Consider the following 23,830-nt stretch of genomic DNA (forward strand, 5'->3'; position numbering starts at 1 on the left):
AAATAGTAAAGAGCGATTTACTTGACGACCACGCGTCCGAAGCTGAACAAGGAAAGCAGTTCATCGACAAGCGGGGCGGTGAGATCGGCCGCATACCGCTCGGGAAGACGGAGAAGCTTCCGCTTCGCTTCATCGTACAAATACACCGGAGTGCGGCCTTGGTGTCGTTCCAACAGCGGCTTCAGCGCGGCAAGACGCGCCTTGTCTTGGCGGCTGGCGTCGATATACAACGCCGACGCCGTCAAGCGTTCGGCCCGGCGGATGATGAGCTGACGCCGTCCGCCGCGCACCTCAATCGTTCCGGCAAGCAATACAAACTGCCCTTCTTTCAATATGTCCGCCGCACGGCGGTAAACGTTCGGAAACGCCACCGCCTCCAATTCCCCGCTCTCATCGCCGACGGTGAAAAACGCCATTTCTTCACCCTGCTTTGTTCTCGTTTTCCGTATGCGGACGACCGCTCCCCCGACTACAGTTGACGGACCTTGTACATCGGCAACACACACCGCCCCCGCCGCTTGCAGCAACGGGCGGCACACCGCCGCCGGATGCGGGGTGACGGCGAAGCCAAGAAACTCCGCTTCCCGCCGCCGCCGTTCGGACAAAGGCCACGAATGTGCGGCAGCATATTTCGGTTTTAACGACAGCCCTCCGGCTTGCAGCGCCTGAACCCATTGCACATGTTCGATCGCAATGTCAATGCTGGCAAGAAGCGAAGCCCGATCTGCACCGAACTCGTCAAACGCCCCAACGGAAATGAGCGCCTCGAGCGCCGGGCGCCCGAGCCCTTTTGGCAGCAGGCGAGCAGCGAAATCAAAGAAGTCGGCAAACGGTCCGTTCGCTTTCCGCTCCTCGACAATCAGCTTCGCCGCCGAGCCGACTTGCTTCACCATCGCGAGCCCAAGGCGAATGGCGCTCCCCTCCACGGAAGAGCGAAAACCGCTTTTGTTGACCGACGGCAAAAGGACGTTGATCCCTTTTCGCGCCGCCTCCCAATAGTATACCGCCGCTTTTTCTCGGTCGCCGGAAGCATTGGTGAGCATGACCGCATAAAAACAAAGCGGGTAATGAGCTTTCATATACGCCATCGCATACGACAACAGCGCATAGCTGACCGCGTGGCTTCGGTTGAAGCCGTAATCGGCAAAGCGGACGATGTGTCGGTACAGTTCCTCGGCGACTGCTTTCGGATAGCCGTTCGCCACGCAGCCGGCGACAAACGCCTGACGCTGCTCAGCAAGCAGCGCTTTCTCTTTTTTCGCCACCGCCCGGCGAAGCACGTCCGCTTGTCCGAGCGAAAATCCGGCAAGCCGGGCGGCGATTTGCATAATTTGCTCCTGGTAGATCAACACCCCGTATGTGGGCGCCAAAATCGTCTCAAGATCAGGATGGGCATAGGACACCGGCTCTTCCCCGCGCTTGCGCCGGATGTAAACGGGGATCATTTGCATCGGCCCTGGCCGATACAAGGCATTGACGGCGACGACATCTTCCAATTGCGACGGCCGCAGCTCGGCGAGCACACGCTTCATCCCGCTTGATTCCAGCTGAAAAATGCCGTTTGTATCTCCAGCGCCAAGCAGCGCGTACGTTTTTTCATCATTGAGCGGCAGCGTGCGGATGTCAAACGGCTTTCCTGTCTGCCGCTCGATCAAACGCACGATCTGCTCGATCAACGTGAGCGTGCGCAAACCGAGAAAATCAATTTTCAGCAATCCAAGCGCTTCAAGCGCCCCCATCGCGTATTGCGTCAGCGGCCATTCGCCATGGCTTGGCTGCAGCGGCACGAAGCGAACGAGCGGCTCCGGGCTGATGATGACACCAGCAGCGTGGATCGACGTATGGCGCGGCAGCCCTTCCAGTTTTTGCGCAACAGCCAGCCACTCTCTCCCTTGCGGAACCGCTGCCACCGCGCGCCGAAAAGCGGCGGACTCGGCATGCCATTGGCGGAGCGTCACACTTTGTTTGCTCGGCAGCAGCGCCGCGACCTGTTCCGCCTCCCGCCCAGGGACGCCAAGCGCTTTGGCCGTCTCGCGCAGCGCCGCTTTGGCGCCGAACGTACCGAACGTAATGATTTGCGCAACGCGGTCGCGCCCGTATTTATCCGCCACATAGCGAATCACTTCTTCGCGCCGGCCATCAGGAAAATCCAAGTCAATATCCGGCACCGACGCCCGCTCCGGATTTAAAAACCGTTCAAACAAAAGCCCATACTTGATCGGATCGACATCGGTGATCGACAATGCGTAGGCGACAAGCGACCCGGCCGCCGAACCGCGGCCCGGGCCGGTTAAGATGCCGCGCCGGCGGGCGTAGGCGAGCACATCGGCGACGATCAAAAAATAGTCGCTGAAATGAAGCGACTGAATCACATCCAGCTCATGCGAAAGCCGACGCCAGTAGCGCTCATCGGCCGACGGCACGCGTCGGGCGAGCCCTTGTTCCGATAAGAGGCGCAAATAACTGTCGGCCGTCTCTCCGTCCGGAACGGGATACGCCGGCAGCCGCCAACCGCCAAACTCGATCTGCAGCTCGCATTGATCGGCGATCGCCAGGCTGTTCTCGAGCGCCTCCGGCAAGTCCGCAAACCGGCGCGCCATCTCCTCTGGCCCCGCCAAATAGCGGCCGTTATCGTCCTCAATGTCAGCGAGCAACGCGCCGCGGCCGATGGCCTGCAAGCAACGCCACGCCACGGCATCGCTGCGCTCCACGTAACGGACGTCGTTCGTCGCCACGATCGGGACGCCGGTTTCCTCCGCCAGCTGCAACAACCCGGCTTCATATGGGGCTCGCGTTTGCTCGCCGCGCTGAACGGCGACATACAGCCGTCCTGGAAACAGCTGATGATAGCGGCCAAGCGCCTCTTTCGCCCGCTCCCATTCGCCGGCGGCCACAAGCGACTCGACGCGTCCCTCGCTTCCGGGAGTGATGGCGATGATGCCGCCGCTTAAGCGTACAAGAGCGGCTTCCTCCATATGCTTTGTTTCCCCCATTTGTATCATGGTGCTGATTTCAAGCAAATGGCGATACCCCTCTTCATTGGCGGCCAACAGCACGAGCGGGAACGCTTCCTCCCCAGAAAGAGCGACATCAGCCGTCACGCCGATAATCGGGCGAATGCCGTTCTGCTTGCATTCCCGGTAAAACGGAATAGCGCCATACAACACATTCCGGTCCGTGAGCGCGAGCGCTTGATAGCCGAGCTGTTTCGCCCTCGCTGCAAGCGCCTCCACCGCCGCTGCACTTTGAAACAAACTGTATCCGCTCAACACATGCAAGTGGACGAACATCATGACCATCCCTCCCTCATCCGTGCGCTTGACGGGCGAAAACTTTTCTTTCGGCTACATACTCCGTCCACCCTATTGATATACATAGATAAGAGAGAAAGAAAGGGCGGGGAAACGCATGAACGAAAAAGCGGCCTTCTTGCCGGCGTTTATTCAAAGCTATTTTATCGCCGTCGGCGTGCTGCTTGGCGGCGCCATCATCGGCGCGCTCGGCGCGTTTTTGAGCGGCGGCCAGCCGCTGACGGCCATGTACCGATTTGCCGGCGATTTGCGCATTTGGGCGGTCGTCGCCGCCATCGGCGGGACGTTTGACACGTTTTACGTCGTTGAGCGAGGGCTGTTTTTAGGGGAAACGAAAGACATCGTGCGGCAATTTTTGCTCATTTTGTCCGCCATGGGCGGAGCACAGACCGGAGTGGCGATCATCACGTGGCTGACGCAGGAGCACATTTCGCCATGAGAATTCCTCCGTATTACCAATACCCGTCATGGCAGCGCTTTTTCGCCGGCGCGGCGATCGGAGCGCTCATCAGTTGGTTTGTCTTTTTGTATATTTTCGGCGTCTTGCAGGAAAAACAAGTGCAACACGTCAATGAGCTCAACGAACAGATCGCCGATTTGCAAAACGAAATTCGCATTTGGCAGGAAGACTATATTCATTACAATAAGGAAATGAAAAAAAAGCTGACCGTGCAGGACGTTTCCGTCCATCTCGCCAACGCCGAGCAATATAAACTTGATTCATACACGACGTTTCGCATTGAAGACAGCGTCAAAGAAGATTTGTCCCATTTGATTGCGAAAGATATCGAAACAGTGTACAACAGCCGCGAACTGATTGAGCGGGCAATTGAAAACAAAACGTATACGATCCACGAGAAGACATACCGGCTTGAACTTCACACACTCACGATCTTTACCTTGTTGGCCGTCGAAGTGAAACTGACGCCGCTTCCGTAGAGCGCACCTTGCCACCCCATTCCGCCGCGGTGGAGTGCCAAACAAGCGCGTCTTGCGGGAAAAGAGGGTGTCCCGAAAGCCTTCGGGACGCCTTCTCCTATCAACATGACGCTTCATTTGAAACAACAACTTTTTAAAACCACTCGTTTCCGTCACCGCTCAGCCCGGCAAACCGCTTTTACGTCTTCAATCACGCGATCCGCTTCCTCCCAAGAAGCAATGGACGCACCGGCTGCGAGCGGATGGCCGCCGCCGCCGTAGCGTTTGGCGACCACATTGATGACCGGCCCTTTGGAACGGAAGCGGACGCGGATTTCCCGTTCTTCCTCAATGAAAAACACCCAGGCGACAATGCCGTCAATATTGCCGAGCAAACTGACGAGTTGCGACGCCTCAAGCGGGGTGACGCCGTATTCCCCAAGCAGCGCCCGCGGCATTTTCACAGCCGCCACCCCTTCCTCGATCATAAAGTTCGACAACACATAACCGCTTAAGCGGGCGAGCGGCAAGCTCGTCCGATACAATCCGTCGTACAATTCCGTCAGCGAAAAACCGTACGAAATGAGCTCCCCAGCGTAGCGGAACGTTTTTTCACTTGTGCGCGGAAACAAAAAGCGGCCCGTATCGCCGACAATGCCGGCGTAAATGAGACGCGCCGCCTCAGCGGTCATCGTCAACCCTTCCTCTTTCCCCGCCAAATAAAACTCATAAATCATCTCGCTTGTCGAACTGGCGGCGGTATCGACCCACATAATGTCGCCATACGGCGTGTCGTTCGGGTGATGGTCAATTTTAATGAGCTTTCGCCCGAGCCGATAGCGGCTGTCGCAAATCCGCTCCTCATTGGCTGTATCGCAGACGATCACAAGCGCCTGTTCATAAACGGCATCGTCAATGACATCCATTTGTCGTAAAAATGATAACGATGGGTCATCGGTCCCCACCGCATACACTCGTTTTTCCGGAAACGACGCCCGAAGCAACGCCGCCAACCCGCCTTGCGACCCGTACGCGTCCGGGTCCGGGCGAACATGGCGGTGGATGATGATCGTGTCAAATTCACGAATCGCATCAAGAATTTGTTGATGAACCGGTTTCATTCGTTCTTCCCCTTTAGTCACCTGTCATATTCAACCGCTGGCATTTTTCCCTGCTTCTATGTACAATGAAAAAAGAAATGAACAACGGAGGGACCCAACCATGCCAGCCTTGGTTATTTTCATTATATTTTCCTTTTCGTTTTACGTCTATTATAAAATCCGCTACGTCCGCTCCCAGCGCCCGATGGAACGCCGCTTTCTCTCAGCGAAATCGAGCATGGCGCTTGGACTGTTCGTTGCCTTGTTCGGGATCAACCAATTGTTTTTGTATCAGACAACCGTGACCTATATCATCTGCGCCATTTTTATCGCCTTAGGCTTCGGGAGCGTTTGGGCCGGCTACCGCGCCTACCGCTGCTATCTGCCGCAGGCGGTCGAAGAGGCAAAGGAAGCGGCAAAACAAGGGTAATGCCGTTTGGCGTATGCGCCGGTCAACGATAAAGGAAAAGGATGTTCCCATAAGGAAGTGGACATCCTTTTTTTCCTTTACCGTTTATCGGTCGATCAGCTGGCACATCATCATCGCTTTGCCGACAAGATCGCCTTCGTTATACACTTCGACATCCACTTTCCCGAACTTGCGCCCGAGCTCTAAAAGCTTTGCCCGCACGTCGACCGTGCTGTCGATTTGCACCGGCTTGATGAAGTAAATCGTGATATTTTCCATCACCAAATCGCCGCGTTTGTACGCGCGAAGCATGCGCGCCGCCGCTTCGGTGACGATCGTCGTAAACACGCCGTACGAGAGCGTCCCTAAATAGTTCGTCATCTGCGGCGTGATCGTGCAGCGAAACAGCGTTTCTTTGTCGCCTGACTCACGAAACTGGGCGGTGATGAGATCATCGATCGTCTCCCCGACTTGCGGCTGGCGCTGCGCCATTTGCAACGCTTTTAACACGTCTTGGCGGCTGATGATCCCTTGCAGCCGGTTATAGTCATCCACCACCGGGAGAAGCTCAATTCCTTCCCATACCATAATATGAGAAGCAAACGCCACTGACGTTTTTCCGTTCACCGTAATCGGCTGCTTCGTCATCACCTTTTCGATCGGCAGCTGCCGGTCGACATCCAGCACGTCTTTTGCCGTCACAACCCCTTGCACTTTCAGCTCATCATCGACGACCGGGAACCGGCTATGGCGCGTCTCTTTGTTCAACGCATACCACCGCTCAATCGGATCATGGACGCGCAAGTACGCTGTTTTGTCAAGCGGAATGAGAATATCCTCGACCAACACAATTTCTTTTTTGATGAGCTGGTCGTAAATCGCCCGGTTGATCATCGTCGCGACCGTAAACGTGTCATAGCTCGTCGAAATGATCGGCAGCTGCCGCTCATCGGCGAGCTTTTTCACGTGGTCGGCCGTGTCAAACCCGCCGGTGATGAGCACGGCCGCCCCCGCCTGAAGCGCCAGCTCGTGCGCCTTCGTCCGGTTGCCGACGATAAGCAAATCCCCTGCGCCCGTATAGCGCATCATCGCCTCCAGCTGCATTGCGCCGATGACAAAACGGTTGAGCGTCTTATGCAACCCTTCACGTCCGCCAAGCACTTGGCCGTCCACAATGTTGACAACCTCGGCGTACGTAAGCTTCTCAATGTTTTCCTTCCGTTTCTTCTCAATCCGGATCGTGCCGACGCGTTCAATCGTGCTCACATACCCTTTGTTCTCGGCGTCCTTGATCGCCCGGTACGCCGTCCCTTCGCTTACGCCCATTTCCTTGGCGATCTGCCGGACAGAAATTTTCTCGCCGATCGGCAGCCGGTGGATGTATTCCAAAATTTGCTCGTGTTTTGTCGCCAACGGTTCTTCACCCTTTACGCGTTTGTTACTTTCATTATAACGGGCCTGGCGGCGGGGATTCAACGGTCGCGCCGGCCATCATAAAGCGCCCTTCCCAAAGCGGGAAGAGCGCCTCTGTTACAGCTCGATGCTTTCCCCCGGTTTCAACGCGCGGCCGACGCCCGGCGGAAGGAGCGAGACGAACCGCTCGGGGTCTTGGGTGATCGGCGGGAACGTGTTGTAATGGATCGGCACGACGAGTTTCGCCCCGAGCCACTCGGCGGCGACCGCCGCGTCTTCCGGCCCCATCGTGAAGCTGTCCCCAATCGGCAAAAAGGCGACATCGATGTTATGGCGCTCGCCGATCAGCTTCATGTCGGAAAACAGCCCGGTATCGCCGGCATGATAGATCGTTTTGCCTTCGGACGTGAACAAAATGCCGGTCGGCATGCCTAAATAAATGATTTGCTTGTCGTCCGTCACAAACCCGGAGCTGTGGAACGCCTGCGTGAACTTGACCGTGCCAAAGTCAAATTCGCGCGCCCCGCCGATGTTCATGCCAAACGTCTCGACGCCTTGCCAGCTTAAATACGTCGCCAGCTCAAATGTGGCCACGACAAGGGCGTTGTTCCGCTTGGCGATTTCAACCGTATCGCCGACATGATCCCCGTGCCCGTGCGTCAACAAAATGACATCCGCTTTCACATCCGCCGCGTTCAAATCGGTCGTCGTATTGCCGGTGATGAACGGGTCGATCAAAATCGTTTTTCCGTTCGTCTCAATGCGGACGACCGAATGGCCATGGTAGCTGATTTTCATCGTCACATCTCTCCTTTCCACTACACATGATTCGCCGCCGCCCATCCATTTCCTTCTTTTCCCGCCTGTCCATTTACAAACGGCCCGTTTCTTGATACGCTCAAAATGGACGATCAAGAAAAAAGGAAGGAAGGGAACGATGAACCAACGGCTGGATGCTTTTTCATCATGGCTTCAACATCATGATGATTCATTTGCCTTCATTACGTCAAGCGCCAACGTTTTTTATTTGAGCGGCTTTTTTTGCGATCCACACGAGCGGCTGCTTGCATTGCTTGTTTTCCCTGACAGCGAGCCCGCGCTCGTCTGTCCGCAAATGGAAGTCCCGCGCGCCCGCCGGAGCGGCTTTGGGTATACGGTGATCGGCTACGACGACAGCACCGACCCATGGGAAGAGATCGGGCGCCATCTCGAAGCGCGCGGCGCAAAACCCGGCTTGATTGCCATCGAGAAAAACCATTTGTCGTTTGCCCGTTTCGAGCGTCTCTCGGCATTGTTTCCAAACGCCAAGTGGCACGACGCCGAAGAAAAGCTGCGCCAGCTTCGCCTGATCAAGGATGAGCAGGAAATGAAGGTGTTGCGCCAGGCGGCGGAACTTGCCGACAAAGCGATCGAAATCGGCGTCTCGGCCATCCGCCCGGGCGTGACGGAGCTCGAACTTGTCGCCGTTATTGAATATGAGCTGAAAAAACTCGGCGTTGAAGGGATGTCGTTTCCCACGACCGTGCTCACGGGCGCAAAATCAGCCGATCCGCACGGCGTGCCGGGAACGGCGGCGGTCGCACCAGGCGATTTCGTGCTGTTCGATTTGGGCGTCATCGTCGATGGGTATTGCTCCGACATTACCCGCACCGTCGTCTGTCAGACGGCAAGCGACGAACAGCGGCTCATTTACGATACCGTTCGGCGCGCCCAGCAGGCGGCGATCGACGCCTGCCGCCCGCAAACCGCGATGGGCGAGATCGACCGCGCCGCCCGAAACGTCATCGAACAAGCCGGCTACGGAGACTATTTCACCCACCGCGTCGGACACGGCTTAGGGATCGAGATCCACGAATACCCATCGCTTCATGGCGCCAACAACGAACCGCTCGCCCCCGGCATGGTGTTTACAATCGAACCAGGCATTTACGTCCCATCCATCGGCGGCGTGCGCATTGAAGACGACGTCGCGGTCACGGATCATGGGGTTGAGGTGTTGACGTCGTTTTCGAAGGAGTTGATCATTGTTTAACGAGAGAGGCCATTGGCAAAAGCTGCCGCGAATGAGCGCATCAAAAAAGCTGTCCACCGGCCCGATCCCCAAGCCGATTCGGACAGCTTTGTTTTCTCATCGCCATCAAGGCGGCTCCATCTTCATTGTTTCATCCCTGCAGCAACGAATGAACATCCGTATACGGCATGTTGTGCGCCGCCGCGACCGCTTCGTACACGATGTGCCCGTCGAGCGTGTTGATCCCTTTTAACAGCGCCGGGTTATCCAAGCACGCGGCGCGGTAGCCTTTGTTGGCGATTTGCAAGGCGTATGGGATCGTGACGTTCGTAAGCGCGAATGTTGACGTACGCGGCACAGCGCCCGGCATGTTCGCGACAGCGTAATGGACGACGCCGTGCTTGACGTATGTCGGATCGTCGTGCGTCGTGACGCGGTCGGTCGTTTCAAAAATGCCGCCTTGGTCAATGGCGACGTCGACCAACACCGAGCCTGGCGTCATCGAGCGCACCATCTCTTCCGTCACAAGCTTCGGCGCTTTCGCCCCCGGGATCAAGACGGCGCCGACGACCAAATCGGATTCGCGCACGCACTCGGCGATATGATACGAGTTGGACATCAACGTCGTCACTTGGTCGCCGAACAAATCATCGAGCTCGCGCAGCCGCTCGGCGTTAATGTCCAAAATCGTCACGTCCGCCCCGAGGCCGACCGCGATTTTCGCCGCGTTCGTCCCCGCTGTGCCGCCGCCGATGATCGTCACTTTGCCGCGCCGCACCCCGGGCACGCCGCCAAGCAAAATGCCTTTCCCGCCGTGCGGCTTCTCGAGAAACTGGGCGCCGACTTGCACCGACATGCGGCCGGCGACTTCACTCATCGGCGTCAACAGCGGCAGCGAGCCGTTCGCAAGCTGCACCGTCTCGTAAGCGATGCCGACCACTTTTTGCTCGACGAGCGCTTTCGTGAGCGCTTCGGCCGCGGCTAAATGCAAATACGTAAACAAAATCAATCCGGGGCGAAAATAGCGGAACTCCTCAGCCAGCGGTTCTTTCACTTTCAACACCATCTCCGCCGCCCAGGCATCTTCCGCTTTCGTCACGATCACTGCCCCGGCTTTTTCATACTCGGAATCGGAAAAACCCGACCCAGCGCCGGCTTCCGTCTCCACATACACGTCATGCCCCGCTTTGACGAGCGTCATCACGCCTGCCGGAGTGATGGCGACGCGGTTTTCATTGTTTTTGATTTCTTTTGGAATGCCGATCTTCATTACTTTTTCCTCCTTTTTCCTTCCCGCTTCTTCTTTTATTGTGCCCCGTTTCGCGCAAAAGCAAACGAAAAAGGAGGAGGCGCTGTTCTCAACGGAAAAGGTGGCGGTAAATGACGTTCGCTCCGCCGGTGACGTCAATGACGGCGCCGGTGATGAAATCCGAGTCGTCCTCGCATAAAAACGCGATCACGCGGGCGATATCTTCACCAGTCCCCGGGCGTCCGACCGGCGTTTCCGCATCCCGCCTGGCGCGGGCGTCGGCGATCCCCGCCTCTTTCATGGCGCCGACAATATTGCCTGGGCACACCATATTGGCGGTAATGCCATATTCCGCCTCTTCCAGGGCGATCGTTTTCGTCAGCGATACAAGCCCGACTTTCGCCGCGCCGAACGCCGAACGGTGCACCCAGCCCGGGGCATCCGCCGCTCCTTGAAATCCGTACGTAATGATGCGGCCAAACCGTTGTTTTCGCATAATCGGGATCGTCCTTCTCACTAAATGGAAGACCGAGCTCAAATTGCCTTCAATCATTTCGTACCATTCGTTTTCCGTATAATCGGCCAGCTTTTTCCGTTCAAAAATGTACGGCCCTGCATTGTTGATGAGGCAGTCAATGCGGCCAAACCGCTCCATGGCGGCGTCCACAAGCGCCGCTAAATCGTTTTTGTCCGTCACATCTCCCTGCACAAACTGGAGGCGGTCAGCGGCGCCGCGGTACTTCTCGGCAAGCGAGCGCACCGCCTGTTCATCGCTCCGGTAGTTCACCGTCACCGAGTAGCCTTTATCAAGCAGCAGCTCGGTCACTTTTCTCCCCAATCCTTTCGCTCCGGCCGTAATCAAGGCGTGCCGCACCCTTCTCCCTCCTCGTCGCGATTTGCTGTCTCATTTTTACTTTACTACAAACCGGAGCGAATACAAAAAAATAACCATAACGCGCAGGCGCTATGGCTATTCGCCGACTTCGCGGCGCGGGTCGTAATACGATTCATCCTCGTCAACAATGCCGCTTTCATACGACTCGGTAATTTGCTCGGTGATCGTCCGCACTTCCTCCTCATCGTACTGCCAGTCGTTATACCGCTTTTCCATTGCTCTTCCTCCCCTGTTCACAAAATCTCAATATATGGCCTAGTTTCTCGTCAAAGGGCGATGGGTATACCATATATAGAGATAGCATTTTTAACCAAAGGGAGGGGAGAACATGACCATGACCTACCAAACGATCGTCGTCGCCGTCGATGGCTCGAAAGAAGCGGAATGGGCGTTGAAAAAAGCGATCCAAATCGCCAAGCGAAACGGAGCGAAACTCATTTTGTCCCACATCATCGATTTGCGCGGGTTCACAACCGTGGAAGCGCACGATTACGCCCTCGCCGAACGGTCGGAGCAATATGCGAACGAACTTCTGGAACGGTATAAAAACGAAGCCATCGCCGCCGGGCTCGACGATGTGGACATCGCGGTCGAATTCGGCTCGCCGAAAGTGAAAATCGCCAAAGACGTCGCTCCGAAATACAAAGCCGATCTCATCGTTTGCGGGGCGACCGGTTTAAACGCTGTCGAACGGCTCTTGATCGGCAGCGTTTCCGAAAACATCGTCCGCCATGCGAAATGCGATGTGCTCGTTGTAAGGACGCCGAAAGAATAATGTCTTCGTCACATGAAGCAGATGGACCGAAAAACTTCCTTGTCCGATGCGAAAACATGTGACGGTCAAAAAAGAACACCCCGCCGTTACGGGGTGCTAAGCAACTGTTTCGCCTTCGCCAGCGCCGCGCGCACTTCGGCAAAACCGGTGCCGCCGGCGCTGTTGCGGCGGTTGACGGCCGTGCGCGGGTGCAAGGCGTCATAAATGTCTTCTTCAAAAAGCGGCGACGCTTCTTTGTACACGTCAAGCGGCAAATCGGCCAAAAAGACGCCTTGTTCGATGCAATGCAAGACGAGCTTGCCGACGATTTCATGCGCCTCGCGGAACGGGACGCCTTTCGCGGCCAAGTAATCGGCAAGCTCGGTCGCGTTTGAAAAGTCTTGTTTCGTCGCCCGCTCCATCACGTCCGTGCGCACGTTCATCGTCTCAATCATACCGGTGAAAATTTTCAGCGACCCGATGACCGTCTTTACTGTATCAAACATGCCTTCTTTATCTTCTTGCATATCTTTATTGTAAGCAAGCGGCAGCCCTTTCATCACCGTGAGGAGCGCCATCAAGTGGCCGTACACGCGGCCGGTTTTGCCGCGGATGAGTTCGGCCATGTCCGGGTTTTTCTTTTGCGGCATGATGCTGCTGCCGGTCGCAAACGCATCATCCAGCTCAATGAACTGGAACTCTTGGCTTGACCAAAGAATCAACTCCTCGGCCAACCGCGACAGGTGCATCATGAGCATTGAACTGTTGCTTAAAAACTCGATGATGAAGTCGCGGTCGCTCACCGCATCGAGGCTGTTTTCGTAAATATCGGCAAAGCCCAAAAGCTCCGCCGTCCGATGCCGGTCGATCGGAAACGTCGTCCCGGCGAGCGCCCCGGCGCCGAGCGGCGAGCGGTTGATGCGCTTTTGCGACTCGGAAAACCGCTCATAGTCGCGCTCGAGCATCCAAAAATAAGCCAGCAGATGGTGGGCGAACGAAATCGGTTGCGCCCGCTGCAAATGCGTATATCCGGGCATGATCGTTTCGACATGCTTTTCGGCTTGAGCGACAAGCGCCCGCTGCATCCCGCGGATGAGGCCGAGAATCTCTTCAACCCGCTTGCGCAAGTATAGATGCATATCGGTCGCCACTTGGTCGTTCCGGCTCCGTCCAGTGTGCAGCTTGCCGCCGACCGGTCCGATGTCGTCGATGAGCATTTTTTCAATGTTTAAATGAATGTCCTCGTAGGCAATGGAAAATTTGAGCTCCCCTTGCTTCGCCTTTTCCAACAGGCGGATGAGCCCGCCTTTGATCTGCTCTACATCGCCTTCAGGCAGGATGCCGCATTCGCCAAGCATCGTCACATGGGCAAGGCTGCCTTCAATGTCTTCTTCAACGAGCTCTTGGTCGAATGGGATCGACGCGCCAAACTCGTCGACCCATTCTTCCGCTGTTTTCGTAAACCGTCCGCCCCAAAGCTTTTTCACGAATCTCGCCGCAGAGGAATGCGACTTCCTCCTTCCTTTCATGAAGTTCCCTTCATTTTCCTTCATTGGCCGGTCGGCACTGACGCCTTGTTTTGCTTGTTCACGATGCTGTGCACTTTCGTCGGCAGGCCGTACAGCGAAATGAATCCGACCGCCGCTTGATGGTCAAATTCATCTTCGGACGTGTATGTTGCCAATTTTTCATCATAGAGCGAGAACGGCGATTTGCGCCCTTCGACGATCGCATGGCCTTTAAACAGCTTCACGCGCACGACGCCGGTGACGTTTTTCTGCGTTTCTTTCAAAAACGCGACCAACGCGTCTTTCAGCGGTGAGAACCAAAGGCCGTTGTAAATGACTTCGGCGATTTTTTGTTCGATGATCGGTTTGAAATGGGCGACTTCTCTCACCAATGTCAAGTCTTCCAGCTCTTTATGCGCTTTAATGAGCGTGATCGCCCCTGGGCATTCGTACACTTCGCGCGACTTGATGCCGACAAGGCGGTTTTCGACGTGGTCGATGCGGCCGACGCCATGCTTGCCGGCCAACGCATTCAGCTCCAAAATCAATTGCGCAAGCGGATACGCCTTCCCGTTTAACGTCACCGGCACGCCTTGTTCAAAGCCGATCTCGATGACATCCGGCACATCCGGCGCGTTCTCAAGCGAAGCCGTCAGCTCATACGCCTCTTCCGGCGGCGCCGCCCACGGGTCTTCCAAAATGCCGCACTCGTTGCTTCGTCCCCACAAGTTTTGGTCGATGGAAAACGGGCTGTCAAGGTCAACCGGAATTGGAATGCCGTGCTTTTTCGCGTATTCGATTTCTTCCTCGCGCGACCAGCTCCACTCGCGCACCGGGGCGATCACGTCCAAATCTGGATTGAGCGCTTTGATCGACACTTCAAAGCGCACTTGGTCGTTCCCTTTCCCCGTGCAGCCGTGGGCCACCGCCACCGCGCCTTCAAGCTCGGCGATTTCAACGAGTTTTTTCGCGATGAGCGGACGCGACAGCGCCGAAACGAGCGGATATTTCCCTTCGTACAACGCGTTCGCCTGCAAGGCGATGAGTGCATACTCGTTCGCAAACTCGTCTTTGACGTCGATCACGTACGATTTCATCGCGCCGACTTTGAGCGCTTTTTCTTTCACGAAATCGAGGTCTTTCCCTTCGCCAAGGTCCAAGCAGCACGCGATCACATCATAGCCGCGCTCCTGAAGCCACTTGATCGCAACTGATGTATCTAAACCACCAGAGTATGCCAGCACCAATTTCGGATTTGCCATGGTCGTTCTCCTCTCTCGTCACATAAATATACTTAAACATAAATAAATATTCAAATTTAATACATTATCACTTTATCAGCTTTCGGATCATTTTTCAATACGTATTCCTGAAAAAGCATAAAAATTCCACCACGCTCTATGGGGACGTTTCGTATAATAGAAGAAAAGGAGGCCATGAGGATGAACGGCATCTTCATCGAAGACAAACGGCTCGGCATCCGCCTGCCGCATCTGGACAAGCCTTGGGAGGACTACAGCCCAAACGAACAAGAGGCGATTTTACTGGAATGGGAAACGATCCGCGGCTTGATCCCCGACCGCATCGCCGAACTGGAGCGGGAAATCAACGAAAAACAAGACGCGCTCGGCCAAGAAGCGGATTTTGCGCGCTCGTGCCAGCTCAATGCTGACATCGCCGAGCTCGCTTCGATCGTCAACGATTTATGGATTTGGTATCGCATTGCTCCATCCGTTTCATCGCCGACACGGAAAAAAGCGGGTCGAAAAACCATAACACCCCATAACAAATGAGCGCCGATGCCGCTTGTCCCCTTTTTGAAGACGGCAGACAAACCATGCGGCCGCAACAATTTTGACGAGAAGATCGAGGATTGATGCGGCGGATTCCGCCGCGATGACGAAGGATACGCTGTCGCAAACGAAAGCTTTCTTGGCGATTGAAGAGGAGCACTCAAGCTGGAGAGCTCCTCTTTTTTCATTCTATCCCCTTTCTCAAACGATTTCCATTTATTATCCGCCAAAAATATATTGAATTTTATTTTTATTTCAATTATTATTGATTTGACTCCTTTTCACACAACGGAGGGATCAGACATGGCCAACCATCTATCACCCGCTTCTATCATTCAATCGTTTTCTTGGGATCAGGCATTCGCCCACTACGACGGCGATCCGCGCGGACGGTTCAACGCCGCCCACGAAGTATGCGACCGGTATGCCGAGGATCCGAATCGCATTGCGCTGTTTTATGAAAACGCTTTAGGAGAGCAAAAAACGATCACCTATCGGCAATTGCGCGATTGGTCGAACCAAATGGCGAACGTGTTCCGCAAGCTGGGCGTGAAAAAAGGGGATCGCGTCTGCGCGCTGATGCCGAAAAACCCGGCCCTTGTCGTCTACATTTTGGCGGCTTGGAAAGTCGGCGCCGTGTATGTGCCGCTCTTTACCGCGTTTGGCCCGCAGGCGATTGAATATCGCATCAACCATTCCGAGGCGAAAGTCCTCTTGACGAACAAGGAACAGCGCGCCAAACTGCCGCCGCGGGACAACATGCCGACATTGGAGCACATTTTTGTCATTGACGGATCGTCTCATGATCAAGACCAGCCATTTTGGGAAACGCTTTCATCGATGCCGACTGAGCACTCGATCGAAGAAACGACGGTCGACGATCTGCTCGCGATTCAGTATACGTCCGGCTCGACCGGGATGCCAAAAGGCGCCATGTGGCCGCATAACGTGCTCATCAACATTTATCCGTATATGCGCTATGCGATTGGCCTGCGCGATGACGATGTCTTTTTCGGCGGGGCGGATCCGGGCTGGGCGTACGGGCTGATCTTTTGCACCTTCGCGCCGATGGCCTTTGGTGTGCCGATCGTCTTTTACGAAGGGCCGTTTAAGCCGGAGACGTGCTATTCCTTGATGGAAAAATACCGGGTGACCAATTTCGCGTACGCCCCGACCGCGTATCGGGCGATGGCGGCGGCCGGCGCGGACGTCATTCGCCGCTATCAACTGAACGTGCGCGCCATGAGCTCGGCCGGCGAGCCGCTCAATCCGGAAGTCATCCGCTTTTTCCAAGAGCATTTGGGCGTTACGATCCATGACCATTATGGCTTGTCGGAAACGTTGATGCTGATCGGAAACTTCAACGCCGCCGAGATGGAAATCCGGCCAGGCTCGATGGGATGGCCGCTGCCGGGCTTTGACGTGGCCCTGCTCGATGAGAATGGAACCCCAGTCGCCGACGGCGAAGTCGGACAAATTGCCTTTAACACCGACTCGATCCCAAACGTCTTTAAGGGGTATTGGAAAGACCCTGAAAAAACCGCCGAGCGGCTCGTCGGCAAGTGGTTTTTGACCGGCGATTTGGCGACAAAAGACGAAGACGGGTATTTCTGGTTCCAAGGACGGGCGGACGACATCATCTCGAGCGCCGGCTACCGCATCGGGCCGTTTGAAATTGAAAGCTGCCTCCTTGAGCATCCGGCTGTCGTCGAAGCAGCCGCCGTCGGGAAGCCGGATCCCGTCAAAGGGGAAATCGTCAAAGCGTTTGTCGTGCTCAGAGAAGGCTTTGCGCCGTCGGACGAGCTGGCCGAAGAGCTGTCCTTGTTCGTCAAAACGCGCTTATCCAAACATGAATACCCGCGCGAAGTCGAATTTGTCACCGAATTGCCGAAAACGCCGAGCGGAAAAATCCAGCGGTTCATCCTGCGCAATCAAGAAAGGGAAAAGTCAATCAAGGCTTGACGAGTGAAAAGGGCTGATTTGTGCTGCCCACAATCTTCTCAAAAAAGCTGCTAGGGACAAGCAATTGTCCTTGGTGGCGCAAATCAGGGGTGAACAGAATCGGGATTTTCTTCCATTTGGTAAAATATACAAAAAAACAAAGAGGAGGGTGTCCCAAAAGGCTCGGGACACCCTTTCTTAACTATATGTAGGCGTAAAACAATCTTGAAGAAACGATGTGTTGTGTTTTGTTTAAGAAAAAACAACCTTTTAGGTCAGCCCCCCATTTCCGCTCATCCTCTCCTTTCGTCAAAGCGTCTTTCGCTGCATCTCCCTATCCTTCCGAATCTCTCTCACCACATGCCCCAACTCCGGCAAAATGAGCTTCGTCATCGCGAGGCGCACAGCGCCGGTGGAGCCGGGAGTGCAAAAGACGGCGGTGTCCATTGCCACGCCGGCGACGGCGCGCGACAGCATGGCGGCCGGGCCGATGTCTTCGGTGTAGCTTAGGAAGCGGAACAGCTCGCCAAAGCCGACGAGTTCTTTCTCAAGCAATGCGCCGACCGTTTCGATCGTCACGTCGCGCTTGGCGATGCCGGTGCCGCCGTTCGTGAGCACCGCATCAACATCAAGGCGGCGGCAGCCGTCAAGCACTGCCTCGCGAATGGCGTCCGCTTCGTCTTTCACGATCTCATAGCCGACGACCTCATGCCCGGCTTCCGTGAGCAGCTCGATCATCAGCCGGCCGCTTTGGTCGGTTTCCTCCGTTCTCGTGTCGCTGACGGTGATGACTTTGCAGCGGACGGTTTGGGGAGCTTCTTGTTTATGGACAGCTGTGCTCATTCCCTCATCTCCTTTTGTCATTGTGTTGTTGGCTATAGTATAGCAAAAATTACCCAACTCTTGCCGGCTGCTTCTCGCTGGCGAAACGAAAGGAAAAGACCCCATCGTGAAATCGATGTCTTCCGCCTACACTCCACAAGACAACCAATCGGCTGTCCCGAAGGCGCGCCTGGCCGTTTTCGGGCGGCCGTCTTTTTTGTACACTTTCGGATAAAACTATTTGTTATATAATAGACAGAATTGTTATAATATTAACACATAGAGAAAAACGCAATTGTCCACTCATGGATAACGGACAAGTCGGCAAAAGGAGGGAAAAGCGGTGCATCGTACGCTAAGTGAAAAGCTACAGGCCATTTTGCAAGATGGGATGGCGGTCATCGGACGGCACCGCGAATCGATCGCAGCCCGCTGGAATGAAAAATTAGGCGAATTGAAGAAAAAGCAGCATATCGCGGCCCATTCACTTGAAGCGGCCATTGAACTGCTTTCCAAACACATGACGGAAGCGAATGGCGAGGCGCGCGAATGGCTGAAAACGATCGGTGAAGCATGGCGCAGCCATTCATGTTTTTCGCCGTCCAACAAAATGACGTTTGTCTTTACGATGCTCGAAAATGCGGTGCACGAAGTCGTTCAAGCCATCCCCGGCAGCACATTTCATGACCATCAAGCCGTTCAATATTTGTTTTCCAAAATGTATGAGGCCGTTTTTTCCCCAACGGTCGACAACCAGCCGGACATCGGTCGGTTTTTGGAACAGCTTGCCGTCTCGAGACAAATGCCCATCCATTGGATCGCCGAACTGGACAAGGCGGACGGCCGCTTTTACGTCAAAAAACTATACGGAGAAGCAGAGTGGCTGCCGACAGACGTCCACATGATGGGGGCTGACACCATTTTTTCCTTGGGTGAACAGCTGCTTGCCTATATGCCAAAGGCGAGGGGAAAGAAACGCGTCATTCCGCTTCCATGGGAAGAAAGCGTTTTCCTATTTTGCACAGATGAAGCGGATCACCAAGTTCTTCCGTTTCTCCTTCATTCGTTCGAATTGTTTCACGCCGGGGGAATGGCGCTTGAGCAAACGAAACAAGACCAGCTTTGGAAAGATGCCGTCATTTTATTTGACCGGTTGATCATGCGTGCGAAATCATTGCAGCAGGCGGTGGAATACATTTCCTCCGGTTTTGTCTCCTATTTGCCGTTTGAACGATGCGCACTGTTCGCCTACTCGAGTGTCAATGAAAGCGGATTCGGACTTTACGGATACAAACTGGACATCGATCAAATCAAAAGCATTCGCGAGGACATTAATGCCTTGCCGCTCATTAAACAGTACGTGCAGCAGCTGCAATTGCTTGGCAATCATATGGCGAACGTTCCGCCCATTTACTTGTCTGATGCAGCGGAAGGGTTGCCGGCGAAATATGTGGAACAATTCCAGCTCGAATCGATCGTCATCGCTCCGATTTACGCTCCATCGGAAAACCGGCTCATCGGTGCAGCCATTTTGGATCAAGGCCCCGGGCAACCTTTCACGTTATCGAGCGACATTTTCACCGCGGTCATGAAATTCGGCCAAAGCGCCGGCGAAGTGCTGGCGAAATTCAACGGAGGCCGTCCGGAGCTCGTTCCATCAGTGCCGCACTTGTCGCCGCGGGAAATCGAGGTGCTGAAGCTCGTCGCCGAAGGGGCGTCCACGTATGAAGCAGCGAAGCGGCTCCATTTGAGCGAGTATACGGTGCGCGACTATGTATCGGCCATTTTGCAAAAAATGAACGCCAAAAATCGGACGGAAGCCATTGTGAAAGCGATCCGCGACGGCATTATTTGAAGCGCCGGCGCGGAAAAAAGAGCGCGCCGCTTTTTTTTTTGCCTCTTGACAGCGGCGCGTCCCCGCGCTTTATGGCAGCGCCCGCAGCCAGCGTTTCAGCTCATTTTTCTGTTGTTCGAGCTGTTGTTTCACTTCCTCAAGCTGTTCAAGCTGCGCTTTATACTGTTGAATGCGTTCCGACACCTGTTCGATCATCCCCTTCTCTTCTCCCGCATCGGAAAGCGGCGCAGGCAGTTCCTGCGTCGGCAGCCGTTGTCCGCTCCCCGTCCCATCCGGCGGCTTATGCTCCTTTAACTCCTGCTGCATGTCTTTCAACTGTTCATTTGTCTGCTGCCAGATGGCATCGATTTGTGCCAGCTGTTCAGTCAGCTGCTCCGTCTGGTTGCGGATCATCTGCTCGATGCCATCGAGCGTCTTCCCGCTCACCCCGGATTGCACCACATCGCTGATTTGGTCAATCAGCTCGCTTGTTTTCTTCTGTTCTTCTTTCACTTCCTCGATCAACCCGCCCGCCGGGTCAAGCGATGGAAGGGTGATGGTTGACGGCTGCTCGGCAGGAGCAGTTGGGATCGATGGCGTCCCTTCTTTCTCAGGTGCCGGTTTTACGGATGGCGGATCGTTTCCGTCCCCCGCCCCATTGCTGCTTCCATTCGTCGGCCCACTGGGCGCAGCGGAAGATGGTTCATCCGGCGATGCGCTCGGTTCCGATGGCGCGGTTGGCTTTTCTCCTGATGACGGCGCAGCCGGCTGATCGGTTTCCGTTGACGTCTCTGGCGGTTGGCCCCCATTCGATTTCATCGAGCTGCCCTCATCCACTGAAGCCGTTCCGAACGCCGCAGCAGCGGATAACTGCGGAATGACAAGCTCATCCGCCGTCAGTTCTGTCGCGACTACCGTTACATCTTTCAAACATTGCTCGACAAGCGGCACGCCATCCATGCACAGACCGCCGATTTCCATTTTTTTCACTCTCATTTTCATCCATTTTGTCCGCGCAACTTGATCGGTATGGAACGTAAACGACACAGTGTGCCCCGCCATCGTTTGTTGTTTCGTCAATGTCATCCCGTATATTTTCGCTTGAATAAAGGCGATGGGCATATCTCCCGTTAAAACGACCGGCGCTTTGAGAATGATTCCGCCTAAATCGATCGTCCCAACCACTTTATCTGCATGTATGACAAATCCGGACGGTTCCTGTCCTTCTGCCGCCGCCCGGCCAGCGCCGCCCAAAAGCCAGCCAACAACGGCAGCCAAAACGGTTACAACAGAAAGAGCAACGATTCTTCTCAAACGTTCAGCCATCTTCATCCCCCTGTTGGTGGCGGAAACAGCCGCTCCCCCGCTGGTTTTCAGCGTTCCGCCTCACTCAACGTTTTTTCGAGCTCCTCGACGCTGTCATACCGTTTCGCTCGGCTGATTTGTTTTTTGCGAATGTTGAACTGTTTGACGACATAGTTGTTCAGCATGTCGTAGTCGATCTCGAGCGCATATGTGCGGGCGAGCTGCTGCTGGCGCTTTCCGAGCTCGGTCAAATAGGCGACGTAGCCGACGACATGCGGCCATAATTCGTCCATATAGCGGATGAACAACTCATAATATCGTTCGTTTTCATTGACGAGCCGTTGGATCGTATAAATGCCGAACTGAATGTGCCGGCCTTCGTCCATGTTCAAGTAATCGATCCCTTGGAGCAACCCTGGGAACAGCCCGGCTTTTTTGTAAATTTGCCGGAACGTGTAATAGCCCGATTCGGCGAGCGTCCCTTCGACGATCATGTTGTAGACGGTGGCGGCGCGGATGACCGCTTCCGGCGAGTCGTCGGTGTACAGCCGGTTCATCGCCTCCGGCAGCGCTTCGTAAAAAATGCGTTTATAATGGTCGTTATGGAAGACGGACAAGTCCATGGCCCCGATGCCGACTTCCTGCTGCCAGCGGGAAAACATCTCGACATGTTTCGCCTCATCATGCATAAACGTCGTCAAAAACATCACATCTTCGAGCCGCCCTTGGCGCGCGAGGGCGTTCGTCATCGGCAAAATATCGAGCGTCACGGCCTCCTCGCCGGCGGAAAAGCCGGCAACGAGCGGCAGCGCCGCGATCTTTTCTTCGCTTGTCAAACGCGCGAAATCTTCTTTGTCTTGGCTGAAATCGATGTCCGCCGGGTTCCATTTCCCGTTCCGCTTCGCTTTTTCATACAATTTGTACATCGGATGCTCCCAATCGATCGTTCCTTTCACCGTTTGAAATCCATCGTGATGGACCATCGTGATCTCCCTCCTTGAAATGCTCTATTAGGAAACCACCTTCGACCTTAAAACAAAGTCATCGGCCGGTCGTTCATATCGCAAATGACCGTTTTCGTTTCTAAATACGCTTCAAGCGCCTGCATCCCGAGCTCGCGGCCGAGGCCGCTCTGCTTATAACCGCCAAACGGCGCAGTCGGCGACAGCACTTGGTACGTGTTGATCCACACGGTTCCGCTTTTCACCCGCCGCGCTAAGCGGAGCGCCCGCTTGATGTCATTCGTCCAAACCGCCGCCGCCAAGCCGTAAATCGTATCGTTGGCAATGGAGGCGGCTTCCTCTTCATCTTGAAACGGAATGACAGCGGCGACCGGCCCGAAAATTTCTTCACGGGCGATGCGCATCGATGGCGATACATCGGCAAAGACGGTCGGTTCAATGAAATAGCCGCCGCCAAGCCCATCTAAAGCGCTCCCTCCCGCAACGAGCTTCGCCCCTTCCTGCTTGCCGATGTCAATGTAGCGCAATACTTTCTCGTATTGCTCCCGGCTGATGACGGGGCCAAGGTCGCTGCGCGCATCCGTGCCGGGCCCGACTTTCAGCTTTTTCGCTTTGCTGGCCAACAGCTCGACAAACGTTTCGTAAACCGGCCGTTCCACTAAAATGCGGCTCCCGGCCTGGCATACTTGCCCGGAGTTGTAGAACACGCCAAACAGCGCGCTTTTTGCCGCCTGTTCGAGATCGGCATCGGCAAAGATGATGTTCGGCGACTTGCCGCCGAGCTCAAGCGTCACCCGCTTAATGTGGGGAGCGGCCGCCTGCAAGATGTGGCGCCCGGTTTCCGTTTCGCCGGTAAAGGCGATTTTCGGCACGCGCGGATGGCGGACGAGCGCTTTTCCGGCCTCATCGAGTCCAGGCAGGACGTTGATGACGCCTTCCGGCACGCCGGCCTCATGGCAAATCTCAGCAAGCTTCAACGCCGTCAGCGGCGTTTCCGGCGCCGGTTTTACCACCATCGTACAGCCCGCCGCCAGCGCTGGGGCGATTTTCCACGTCGGCATCAAAAGCGGAAAGTTCCACGGGGTGATGAGCCCAGCCACCCCGATCGGCTCCTTCATCGTCCACGCCATATAATCCGGCGCCGAGCCGGCGACGGAAAACGGCAGCACCTCCCCTTGCGGCTTGACGACAAGCGAGGCGAAAAAGTCGAAGCAGTCGGCGGCGAGCGGAATTTCAATAAACAACGCTAGATTGATCGGCATGCCGTTTTCCCGCGTCATGAGCTGCGCCAGCTCGCAATGATGCTGGCGGATCAGTTCAGCGATGCGGCGCAAGATGCGTCCGCGCTCAAGCGGGGAAATGGCCAGCCAGCGCCGATCCGAAAACGCCTCTTCGGCGATGGCGACCGCCGCGTCAACATCGTCCTCGCCAGCGTTGGCGACGCGGGCCGTCACTTCGCCCGTCGCCGGGTCGATGACGTCAAACCGTTCGCCGCTGGCAGCCGGCCGCCATTCTCCATCAATCCATAAATCGGCTTCCGTCGTTTGCGCCGAAATCATTGTCATCTCCTCCTTTCCATCGCTCCACGTTCCCGATTGATCGGAT

Annotated in this window: 21 protein-coding genes; 8 read left to right on the forward strand and 13 right to left on the reverse strand. The window is 55.4% G+C overall.

Annotated elements, in window-relative coordinates; translation table 11 throughout:
- Positions 1 to 17: 17 nt before the first annotated feature.
- Positions 18 to 3,293, reverse strand: a complete 3,276-nt coding sequence (gene dnaE / locus ABS784_RS03420) for a DNA polymerase III subunit alpha (protein ID WP_352511451.1) — start codon at positions 3,291 to 3,293, stop codon at positions 18 to 20.
- A gap of 115 nt (positions 3,294 to 3,408) precedes the next feature.
- Between dnaE and ytrH the strand changes: the two genes are divergently transcribed.
- A complete protein-coding gene (gene ytrH / locus ABS784_RS03425; protein ID WP_011232219.1) occupies positions 3,409 to 3,750 on the forward strand; it encodes a sporulation membrane protein YtrH in 342 nt (113 codons plus the stop codon).
- Positions 3,747 to 4,250: a sporulation membrane protein YtrI gene (gene ytrI, locus ABS784_RS03430; protein WP_014196532.1), complete on the forward strand. Its 504-nt coding sequence runs from the start codon at positions 3,747 to 3,749 to the stop codon at positions 4,248 to 4,250. Before ytrH ends, ytrI begins: the two co-directional genes overlap by 4 nt.
- Positions 4,251 to 4,402: 152 nt before the next feature.
- On the opposite strand, the gene ABS784_RS03435 is transcribed toward ytrI, so the two are convergent.
- The gene (locus tag ABS784_RS03435) at positions 4,403 to 5,350 is read right to left on the reverse strand and encodes a DHH family phosphoesterase (protein WP_011232221.1); all 948 of its coding nucleotides are present in this window, start codon (positions 5,348 to 5,350) and stop codon (positions 4,403 to 4,405) included.
- A gap of 100 nt (positions 5,351 to 5,450) precedes the next feature.
- Here ABS784_RS03435 and ABS784_RS03440 point away from each other — a divergent pair, with 100 nt between their 5' ends.
- Complete coding sequence (locus ABS784_RS03440; RefSeq protein WP_011232222.1) at positions 5,451 to 5,759, forward strand: YtpI family protein; 309 nt, start codon at positions 5,451 to 5,453, stop codon at positions 5,757 to 5,759.
- Between the two features lie 84 nt (positions 5,760 to 5,843).
- Here ABS784_RS03440 and ABS784_RS03445 read toward each other — a convergent pair whose 3' ends face one another.
- Both ABS784_RS03445 and ABS784_RS03450 read right to left on the reverse strand, forming a co-directional pair.
- A complete protein-coding gene (locus ABS784_RS03445) occupies positions 5,844 to 7,151 on the reverse strand; it encodes a CBS domain-containing protein (RefSeq protein WP_011232223.1) in 1,308 nt (435 codons plus the stop codon).
- A gap of 117 nt (positions 7,152 to 7,268) precedes the next feature.
- Positions 7,269 to 7,949, reverse strand: a complete 681-nt coding sequence (locus ABS784_RS03450) for a metal-dependent hydrolase (RefSeq protein ID WP_062898864.1) — start codon at positions 7,947 to 7,949, stop codon at positions 7,269 to 7,271.
- 139 nt (positions 7,950 to 8,088) lie between these two features.
- Between ABS784_RS03450 and ABS784_RS03455 the strand changes: the two genes are divergently transcribed.
- Complete coding sequence (locus ABS784_RS03455) at positions 8,089 to 9,183, forward strand: M24 family metallopeptidase (RefSeq protein WP_023633836.1); 1,095 nt, start codon at positions 8,089 to 8,091, stop codon at positions 9,181 to 9,183.
- 130 nt (positions 9,184 to 9,313) lie between these two features.
- Here the strand turns inward: ABS784_RS03455 and ald are convergent, their stop codons facing one another.
- The 3 genes from ald to ABS784_RS03470 form a co-directional block, all read right to left on the reverse strand.
- Entirely contained in the window at positions 9,314 to 10,432 is a 1,119-nt protein-coding gene (gene ald / locus ABS784_RS03460; RefSeq protein WP_011232226.1) for an alanine dehydrogenase, read from the reverse strand.
- An 88-nt stretch (positions 10,433 to 10,520) separates the two neighbouring features.
- A complete protein-coding gene (locus ABS784_RS03465) occupies positions 10,521 to 11,285 on the reverse strand; it encodes an SDR family oxidoreductase (protein WP_011232227.1) in 765 nt (254 codons plus the stop codon).
- Positions 11,286 to 11,381: 96 nt separating this feature from the next.
- On the reverse strand, positions 11,382 to 11,522 hold the full coding sequence (locus ABS784_RS03470; RefSeq protein ID WP_011232228.1) for a hypothetical protein: 141 nt from the start codon (positions 11,520 to 11,522) through the stop codon (positions 11,382 to 11,384).
- A 112-nt stretch (positions 11,523 to 11,634) separates the two neighbouring features.
- Here ABS784_RS03470 and ABS784_RS03475 point away from each other — a divergent pair, with 112 nt between their 5' ends.
- Positions 11,635 to 12,081 (forward strand): universal stress protein, encoded by a 447-nt coding sequence (locus ABS784_RS03475; RefSeq protein ID WP_021322122.1) that lies wholly within the window; start codon positions 11,635 to 11,637, stop codon positions 12,079 to 12,081.
- A gap of 86 nt (positions 12,082 to 12,167) precedes the next feature.
- Here the strand turns inward: ABS784_RS03475 and argH are convergent, their stop codons facing one another.
- Positions 12,168 to 13,547: an argininosuccinate lyase gene (gene argH / locus ABS784_RS03480; protein WP_021322121.1), complete on the reverse strand. Its 1,380-nt coding sequence runs from the start codon at positions 13,545 to 13,547 to the stop codon at positions 12,168 to 12,170.
- Between the two features lie 62 nt (positions 13,548 to 13,609).
- Positions 13,610 to 14,830 carry an argininosuccinate synthase gene (locus ABS784_RS03485; RefSeq protein WP_011232231.1) on the reverse strand — a complete coding sequence of 407 codons (1,221 nt, stop codon included), beginning with the start codon at positions 14,828 to 14,830 and terminating at the stop codon, positions 13,610 to 13,612.
- A gap of 180 nt (positions 14,831 to 15,010) precedes the next feature.
- On the opposite strand from ABS784_RS03485, the gene ABS784_RS03490 reads away from it, so the two are divergent.
- The gene (locus ABS784_RS03490; protein WP_011232232.1) at positions 15,011 to 15,361 is read left to right on the forward strand and encodes a hypothetical protein; all 351 of its coding nucleotides are present in this window, start codon (positions 15,011 to 15,013) and stop codon (positions 15,359 to 15,361) included.
- Positions 15,362 to 15,664: 303 nt separating this feature from the next.
- Positions 15,665 to 17,323, forward strand: coding sequence for an acetate--CoA ligase (locus ABS784_RS03495; protein ID WP_119877883.1), 1,659 nt, complete (start codon positions 15,665 to 15,667; stop codon positions 17,321 to 17,323).
- Between the two features lie 288 nt (positions 17,324 to 17,611).
- Here ABS784_RS03495 and ABS784_RS03500 read toward each other — a convergent pair whose 3' ends face one another.
- A complete protein-coding gene (locus ABS784_RS03500; protein WP_131872153.1) occupies positions 17,612 to 18,145 on the reverse strand; it encodes a MogA/MoaB family molybdenum cofactor biosynthesis protein in 534 nt (177 codons plus the stop codon).
- A gap of 322 nt (positions 18,146 to 18,467) precedes the next feature.
- Between ABS784_RS03500 and ABS784_RS03505 the strand changes: the two genes are divergently transcribed.
- The gene (locus ABS784_RS03505; protein WP_023633830.1) at positions 18,468 to 19,979 is read left to right on the forward strand and encodes a response regulator transcription factor; all 1,512 of its coding nucleotides are present in this window, start codon (positions 18,468 to 18,470) and stop codon (positions 19,977 to 19,979) included.
- Between the two features lie 69 nt (positions 19,980 to 20,048).
- On the opposite strand, the gene ABS784_RS03510 is transcribed toward ABS784_RS03505, so the two are convergent.
- The 3 genes from ABS784_RS03510 to ABS784_RS03520 are packed head-to-tail and all read right to left on the reverse strand — an operon-like array spanning position 20,049 to position 23,784.
- A complete protein-coding gene (locus ABS784_RS03510) occupies positions 20,049 to 21,284 on the reverse strand; it encodes an AAA family ATPase (protein ID WP_052524465.1) in 1,236 nt (411 codons plus the stop codon).
- A 47-nt stretch (positions 21,285 to 21,331) separates the two neighbouring features.
- Complete coding sequence (locus tag ABS784_RS03515; RefSeq protein WP_023633828.1) at positions 21,332 to 22,246, reverse strand: R2-like ligand-binding oxidase; 915 nt, start codon at positions 22,244 to 22,246, stop codon at positions 21,332 to 21,334.
- A 47-nt stretch (positions 22,247 to 22,293) separates the two neighbouring features.
- Positions 22,294 to 23,784 carry an aldehyde dehydrogenase family protein gene (locus ABS784_RS03520; RefSeq protein WP_031212584.1) on the reverse strand — a complete coding sequence of 497 codons (1,491 nt, stop codon included), beginning with the start codon at positions 23,782 to 23,784 and terminating at the stop codon, positions 22,294 to 22,296.
- Between the last annotated feature and the right edge of the window lie 46 nt (positions 23,785 to 23,830).

The sequence above is a fragment of the Geobacillus sp. G4 genome (assembly GCF_040327975.1).
In the GTDB taxonomy this organism is placed as follows: Bacteria; Bacillota; Bacilli; order Bacillales; family Anoxybacillaceae; genus Geobacillus; species Geobacillus thermoleovorans.